Raw genomic sequence first — 5,841 nt, 5'->3', positions numbered from 1 at the left:
ACCTGTCACATATACGTTCGATTATGTGACAGTGTGAGCCAGAAAGTTCTCGCCGTCAAAAACTGTCACTTAACCCGTCATTTAGTCTAAGACCTGCAAACGGCCATTCAGGCTCGTAATGTGACAAAAACTCCGGCGGGATGCCCTCCTTGGTGAACGTGGCGCGCAAACGTTCCAGGGATTCGGGGTCGCGTCGCCCGTAGGACGCCAGTGTGAACAGCAAGCGGGCCGTCTCCGGGTTGTGTCGCGCTTCAATGATGGCCTCATCGATGGCCTGGGCTGCTCGTTGCCAGTGGTTGATGGGTTCCGGCTTCGGCACCTTCGCCGGCAGGCCGTTGGTGAAACCAGTGTGCGGCTCCGTCTGAAACAGCGCGGCCTGTTCCCCGCGCGGGATCAGCGCCTTTGACTCGATCAGCGTGATGGCGGTGGCCGCCGCCTCCAGCATCTGCCACTGCACCGCCGGGGCCAGAATCTCGTAGGGACGCCACAGACTCTGCCCGGCGCGCAGCGGATGGCCGCAGCGCTCCCAGACATGGCGGATGCTCGCCGAGCAACTGCCGCAGTGCGAGAGCGGCGTGTTCAGCTCATCAAGCAGGGTGCGCAGCAGCCGGAACCACAAGCCGGCGTGGACACGCCGACGCGGCAGCTCCACAAAACCCGTCGTCAGCGCCTGCCAGGTGCGCCGGTCCATGCAGGCGATTGCGTCATCGGCAGGGCGCGGCGCAGCATCGGCGATTTCCCACTGAAGATACCGGCCGGGCATGCCCCAGTAGGACTCCAGCCAGCAGCCATGCTGCGGGCAGCTCAGCATCAAGGGGAGCTGCCAGACGAGTAGCACAGCTTGATTCGTTGGATCGTTCAGACACTGCGGACACGCCCGGCGAATCGTCTGGCTCGGTAGCCAGGCACGCCAGCGAGTGATGGACCGCACCTTGCGGGTGCGCTTGGGCAGGAGCACCGCGCATTGGAATGTATAGGTTTCCAAGGCTGCTGGTACCGAATCGTCGAGACTGTCGAGCAGCCACGGCACCCAGCCTGCAAGACTCATGCTGCGCAACCGCTCCAGCTCGACGCCACTGCGCTGGCAGAGCGCCGTCAGCAACGACAAGGATGGTGCGGTATCCAGGTCATCAAGTTGGCTGTGACCAAGATCGTGGGCCAGCAGCTCGTGCACGTCCATCTGGTAGCAGGCGGCGACCCGGTTGAGCCATGAGGACAGGGCTTCGCCTTCCTTGGGTGCCGGATGCAGCGGCCAGCGCGGCGCGGACTTCACATCAGTTCCCGCTCGAACTGTCGCCGCCGCTCACTGGGGCCGATGTAGTCGGCCATGCTGAGCGTGCGGTGGTTGATCGCTTCCTCGCCACTCTCCACGGCGGCGACGGCCGCCGCCACCAGCAGATGTGCAAGCTCGCCGATGGTGCCTTCGCTCCGGGTGAGCAGGTAGCGGGCCATGTCCAGCGTGGCAATCGGGGATGGCCGCCGTAGCGGGAGTGACGCCGCGAAGCTGGCCAGCAGCGAGCAGCAGTCCTCATTGGCCTCCCACGGCGGCAGCAGCATCGGCTCGAAGCGGTTTTCCAACTGATCGTCCGAACGGATGGCCAGGTACGCCTCGCGCGTGCCGACCCCGACCAGGGGGATACGCAGCTCGTTGCCGAGGAAGCGCAGCAGGTTGAGGAACTCGCGCCGGTTAACGCTGTTGCCAGCCAGTACATTGTGCAGTTCGTCGATCACCAGCATGCGCACGCCGACCTTGCGCAGCAGGGCCAGCGCCAGTTGCTCCATTTCCGGCAGCCGTGGGCGCGGGCGCAGCGGCGCGCCCATCGCAGCCAGCAGCGCGACATAGAAGCGGATCACCGATGGCTCTGACGGCATCTGCACGACCAGCACCGGGATATGTTCTTGGTCAGCGTCGGTGCCGACCGGGTGCGCCCGCCGGAATTTCTCGACGATCATCGACTTGCCGTTGTTGGTGGGGCCGACCAGCAGCAGGTTTGGCATGCGTTGCTTGTTCGGCCACGCATACAGAGTTTCCAGCCGGTTCAGCGCCTCGACCGCGCGCGGGTAGCCGATCCAGCGGTCGGCGCGAATGCGCTGGATGCGCTCGTCTGCCGGCAGCCTGGCCAAACCCTGTGCCGCTGGCAGCAGGTGGGACAGGTCAATGACGGGATATTCGTCCACGGCTACCACTCCTCGATCTGATCGAACGGTTTGGCCGGCGGCAGGTTGTCTGCCTGCGGGTCAGCCATGTCCACATCCGGCGGTATGGGCTTGGCCGGTGGCTCCGACGTCTTGAGGTGCTGGCGGCGATCAGCGTCGCGCCGCGCCTTGCGCGTGGCCTTCTGGGCGGTGGTCACGATCTCGCGCATCTGCCCGATCATGCGGAACAGCGCCGACTCGTCCACCTGCTCGCGCCCGAGCTGACGCAATTTGGCCAGCGCCTGGCGTTGTTCCCAGAGGGTGACGGCCGGATGGGACAAGGTGCGGTAGTGGATCTCCAGATAGTGCTGACCTTCCGGTTCCAGTACCCAGATGCGGCTGATGTCGCGCGGATCGCGCCGGATCAGGAAGGCGGGCAAGCGCTCGCGCCGGGCAATCCACGGCTTGAGGGCGTCGGCGTAGTAGTGGATGTGGTCGATGACAAAGCCGGTGCGGGTCAGGGTGCGGCGGATCACCGGCAGGAAATCGACCAAAAACGCGGTGGGGCGGGTAACGACGGCCGGGACGCCAACGCGCTCCACGGCCTCGGCCCAGCGCGCGGCCGGCGGCTGGAGCAGGCCGTTGTGCACGGAGCCGTGATAGGTGCCTACCGCCAACGCGAGCCAGCGCTCCAGCTCGCGCAGCGTCAGGGTGGCCATCTTCTCGGAATCGTACTCGCCGCGCTGGCCGGGATTGGAGAAGGTCGTCCCCGGTAATTCGTCGTGGATCATCTGCATCGCCGTGCCGATGATCCGTTCCACGATGCCGCCGTAGTGCGGCTGGCCTGGTGGGCGATAGTCCAGCCGGATGCCATGCTGTTCGCAGCCACGGCGCAGCGCTTCGCTTTTGAACTCGGCCGCGTTGTCCAGATAGAGCAGCCTGGGCTTGCCGCTCATCGGCCAGTCCATTTCCACATTCAGCCCTTCCAGCCAGGGCCGCTTGTCGCAGGCGGCATGCGCGAGGCATAGGCCGACCGAGACGGCGGACGGCGCTTCCAGCGTGACCACCATGCCGAGTACGCAGCGCGTGAACACGTCGATGGCGAGGGTCAAATATGGGCGGCCAATCGGTTGCCGGTCGCGCTCGTCGACCACGATCAGGTCGATGACGGTGTGGTCGATCTGCACCTGTTCCAGCGGCATGGTGACTTCGGGCGGAATGCCACCCGCGCCTTGCAAGGGACGGGCAGCGTCCTGCCCGCCCCGGCTGCGGGCTATTTTCGCCGGGTGTAGTCCGGCAATCCGCTGGGCCACGGTGTTGCGCGCCGGCACCGGCAGCTTCTGGGTTTTGCACGCCTGCGCGACTTCGCGGTGGAACGCCGCCAGGCTGCGTTTCTGCTTGGTCAGGAAGCGCTTTTGCAGCAGCTCGCGGATGATGCGCTCGACCGGTTCCGGCAAGCGCCCCTTGCCTTTGCCGCCGCCGGATCGGCCGGGCGTCAGGTCTGTTACCAGGCCAGTACCCTGCCGGGCGCGACGGATCAGGACATATACCTGTCGCCGGGACAGGCCCAGCGCTTGGGCTGCCTCATCGGCGGCTTCATGCCCGACCACCTCAAGCGCTGCCAGTGGCCCGATGATTTCCGTCCGGTGCCGGGCTTGCGCCCATGCCTCGTCGGGCAGGGTGGCCACGCCTTGCGCGGCAATCGGTGGAGTGTCTGATGTCATGCCCAAACCTCGCTTTGGTGCACACGAGTATTGAGCATAGTCGAGATTGGTGCAGACGACTCCTGATATTGGGCTGTCAGGAGCCGTATGCACACCAGGCGTTACATCCAGTCAGATGGTGCGGTCGTCTTCTGAAAACGACAGACGACCTCATCTCAACCTGATGTCCAACAAACCTACGTTTGATAGACATCTTTCCGTGAGCTACAATGTGGCTCATTAATCTAGAGGATCAACCTATGTCCGCAAATGCTGTAGTCCGTGCGCGTATTGACGAGCACATCAAGGAAGAAGCAACCGTCGTGCTCGCAGCGATGGGACTAACCGTATCCGATGCCTTCCGTATCCTGTTGACTCGCGTCGCCCGCGAGAAAGCCTTGCCCTTCGAGCCATTGGTGCCGAACGCCACCACCATTGAGGCGATGAAGGAAGCCCGCCGTGGCGGCTTGAAGTCGTTCGCTACCGTCGAGGACTTGATGGCGGACCTGAATGCGGACGATTGAACAGACCGGCCGGTTCAAACGCGACTACAAGCGCGAAGCCAAAGGCCCGCATCGTCAGACGCTGGCGAGTGACTTCGTTGCTGTCATCACAGCCCTGGCGAATGACCAATCGCTGGTCGAGAAGCACCGCGACCATGCACTCACCGGCGACTGGAAAGATCACCGGGACTGCCACATCAAGCCCGACCTGGTACTGATTTACCGTAAGCCGGATGACGCCGTGCTGCAACTCGTGCGCCTCGGGTCGCATAGCGAGCTTGGCCTGTAAACGCCGGGCGATGCTCAGAACAACGAAAGGACCGCGGCATGACAATCAGCATCACCGCGACGAATGGGGCGACAGCAATGACGGCGGCCCGCCGCAACTGCGCACTGATCTGTTGAAGTTACATCAACCGGCAATGGCCGTGTTCAACGAAGGATCGCGCAGCCAAGTAGCCGATCTGTTCGAGTTCGCCGTTGATCTGGAAGACCAGGTGCACCGCCTGATGACCCCACCGGAACAAGTGTAAGAACTGGTGCTCTATCCAGAAAGCCTATCCTGAATGTTCTCGGAGACAACGACATCATGAGCCGCAGCCGCCGCAAAACGCCCATCGTGGGACACACAACCTGCCGCAGCGAGCGCAAGGACAAGAAGCTTTGGCATCAGCGCTGGCGAACCCGCGAACGTACCGCGCTGGCCGGTGCGTCGCCGGAAGCTCTAAGTGCCTATCTACCTCTGCTGGAAAACCAGGTCAGCAACGTCTGGTCGATGGGCAAGGATGGCCGCTCCTACTGGGCCATCAAGTGCCAGGCCGCCACGGCAGAGCGCATTGCCAGCCGCAAGGGACGCAATCCGCAAGAGCGTGCCTCCTTGAAAAAGCGGCTGTTGCGCAAGTGGATGAGCAAATGAACCTACCCACCATCGAGGCGCTGGCCAGCGCTTGGGTGCAGATCGCCGAGGAAGCAAAACTCCCAGCCCACTACGAGGGTACAGCAACGCCGGATACACATCGGGCCTGCGAGGTGATCCAGGAGCGGATTCGAGAACACATCGTCGCCACCAATGACATGCGCCTGTTCGGCCTGCTGCACCTACTGGGGCAGGCGTCGCTGCGCATGGAGCAAGTGTTGTGGCCGGAAGAATATGAACGGATGACCCGCGAGATCGGGGAAGCTCTCCGTGAGGCCGACGACCCCAACGCCAAGTCGTATACCCATGAAGAAGTCATGCAGGCGATGCAGGTGCGCATCGACCAAGCACGAGACAAGCCATGTTGATTGGCTGACAGAAATTTCGGCGGTTCCGGCTTACAACCTCAAACTGGTCAGTTGCAGTTAATGTGAGCCGGAGGCGATGGAATGCAAGCCGATGCGGCTGAATGCAAGCTCGCTCGCAATTAATCTGAGCCAGACGGCTCCGTCAGTCGCAGTTAATTTGAGCCGAAAATTGCGTTGATTGCGAGCACGGCTGTTTTCGATTGCAAGCCGCTACA

Annotated in this window: 8 protein-coding genes; 5 read left to right on the top strand and 3 right to left on the bottom strand. The window is 63.0% G+C overall.

Going from position 1 to position 5,841, the window contains the following annotated elements; translation table 11 throughout:
* Window positions 1–55: 55 nt before the first annotated feature.
* Genes QMX91_RS28425 through QMX91_RS28415 form a run of 3 tightly spaced genes read right to left on the bottom strand, consistent with a single transcriptional unit; the run spans window position 56 to window position 3,860 of the window.
* Entirely contained in the window at window positions 56–1,273 is a 1,218-nt protein-coding gene (locus QMX91_RS28425; RefSeq protein ID WP_003465063.1) for a TniQ family protein, read from the bottom strand.
* Window positions 1,270–2,178 (bottom strand): TniB family NTP-binding protein, encoded by a 909-nt coding sequence (locus QMX91_RS28420; protein ID WP_003465065.1) that lies wholly within the window; start codon window positions 2,176–2,178, stop codon window positions 1,270–1,272. Before QMX91_RS28420 ends, QMX91_RS28425 begins: the two co-directional genes overlap by 4 nt.
* A 2-nt stretch (window positions 2,179–2,180) precedes the next feature.
* Window positions 2,181–3,860, bottom strand: coding sequence for a DDE-type integrase/transposase/recombinase (locus tag QMX91_RS28415; protein ID WP_003465068.1), 1,680 nt, complete (start codon window positions 3,858–3,860; stop codon window positions 2,181–2,183).
* A gap of 239 nt (window positions 3,861–4,099) precedes the next feature.
* Between QMX91_RS28415 and QMX91_RS28410 the strand changes: the two genes are divergently transcribed.
* The 5 genes from QMX91_RS28410 to QMX91_RS28390 are packed head-to-tail and all read left to right on the top strand — an operon-like array spanning window position 4,100 to window position 5,626.
* A complete protein-coding gene (locus tag QMX91_RS28410) occupies window positions 4,100–4,363 on the top strand; it encodes a type II toxin-antitoxin system RelB/DinJ family antitoxin (protein ID WP_172690158.1) in 264 nt (87 codons plus the stop codon).
* The gene (locus QMX91_RS28405; protein ID WP_172690157.1) at window positions 4,350–4,631 is read left to right on the top strand and encodes a type II toxin-antitoxin system YafQ family toxin; all 282 of its coding nucleotides are present in this window, start codon (window positions 4,350–4,352) and stop codon (window positions 4,629–4,631) included. Before QMX91_RS28410 ends, QMX91_RS28405 begins: the two co-directional genes overlap by 14 nt.
* Window positions 4,632–4,641: 10 nt before the next feature.
* Complete coding sequence (locus tag QMX91_RS28400) at window positions 4,642–4,875, top strand: hypothetical protein (protein ID WP_232890020.1); 234 nt, start codon at window positions 4,642–4,644, stop codon at window positions 4,873–4,875.
* 56 nt (window positions 4,876–4,931) lie between these two features.
* Window positions 4,932–5,258 (top strand): hypothetical protein, encoded by a 327-nt coding sequence (locus tag QMX91_RS28395; RefSeq protein ID WP_172690156.1) that lies wholly within the window; start codon window positions 4,932–4,934, stop codon window positions 5,256–5,258.
* A complete protein-coding gene (locus QMX91_RS28390; RefSeq protein WP_172690155.1) occupies window positions 5,255–5,626 on the top strand; it encodes a hypothetical protein in 372 nt (123 codons plus the stop codon). The genes QMX91_RS28395 and QMX91_RS28390 overlap by 4 nt, the downstream gene beginning before the upstream one ends.
* Window positions 5,627–5,841: the final 215 nt, after the last annotated feature.

This window comes from Pseudomonas sp. PS01299 (assembly GCF_029960145.1).
Taxonomy (GTDB): Bacteria; Pseudomonadota; Gammaproteobacteria; order Pseudomonadales; family Pseudomonadaceae; genus Aquipseudomonas; species Aquipseudomonas putida_A.
This window is presented reverse-complemented; position numbering and strand designations above follow the sequence as displayed.

Bases quoted from the DNA above. Each gene is read 5' to 3' on its own strand.
- QMX91_RS28415 (WP_003465068.1), bottom strand. From the start codon at position 3,860: ATGACATCAGACACTCCACCGATTGCCGCGCAAGGCGTGGCCACCCTG.
- QMX91_RS28410 (WP_172690158.1), top strand. From the start codon at position 4,100: ATGTCCGCAAATGCTGTAGTCCGTGCGCGTATTGACGAGCACATCAAG.
- QMX91_RS28405 (WP_172690157.1), top strand. From the start codon at position 4,350: ATGCGGACGATTGAACAGACCGGCCGGTTCAAACGCGACTACAAGCGC.
- QMX91_RS28400 (WP_232890020.1), top strand. From the start codon at position 4,642: ATGCTCAGAACAACGAAAGGACCGCGGCATGACAATCAGCATCACCGC.
- QMX91_RS28395 (WP_172690156.1), top strand. From the start codon at position 4,932: ATGAGCCGCAGCCGCCGCAAAACGCCCATCGTGGGACACACAACCTGC.
- QMX91_RS28390 (WP_172690155.1), top strand. From the start codon at position 5,255: ATGAACCTACCCACCATCGAGGCGCTGGCCAGCGCTTGGGTGCAGATC.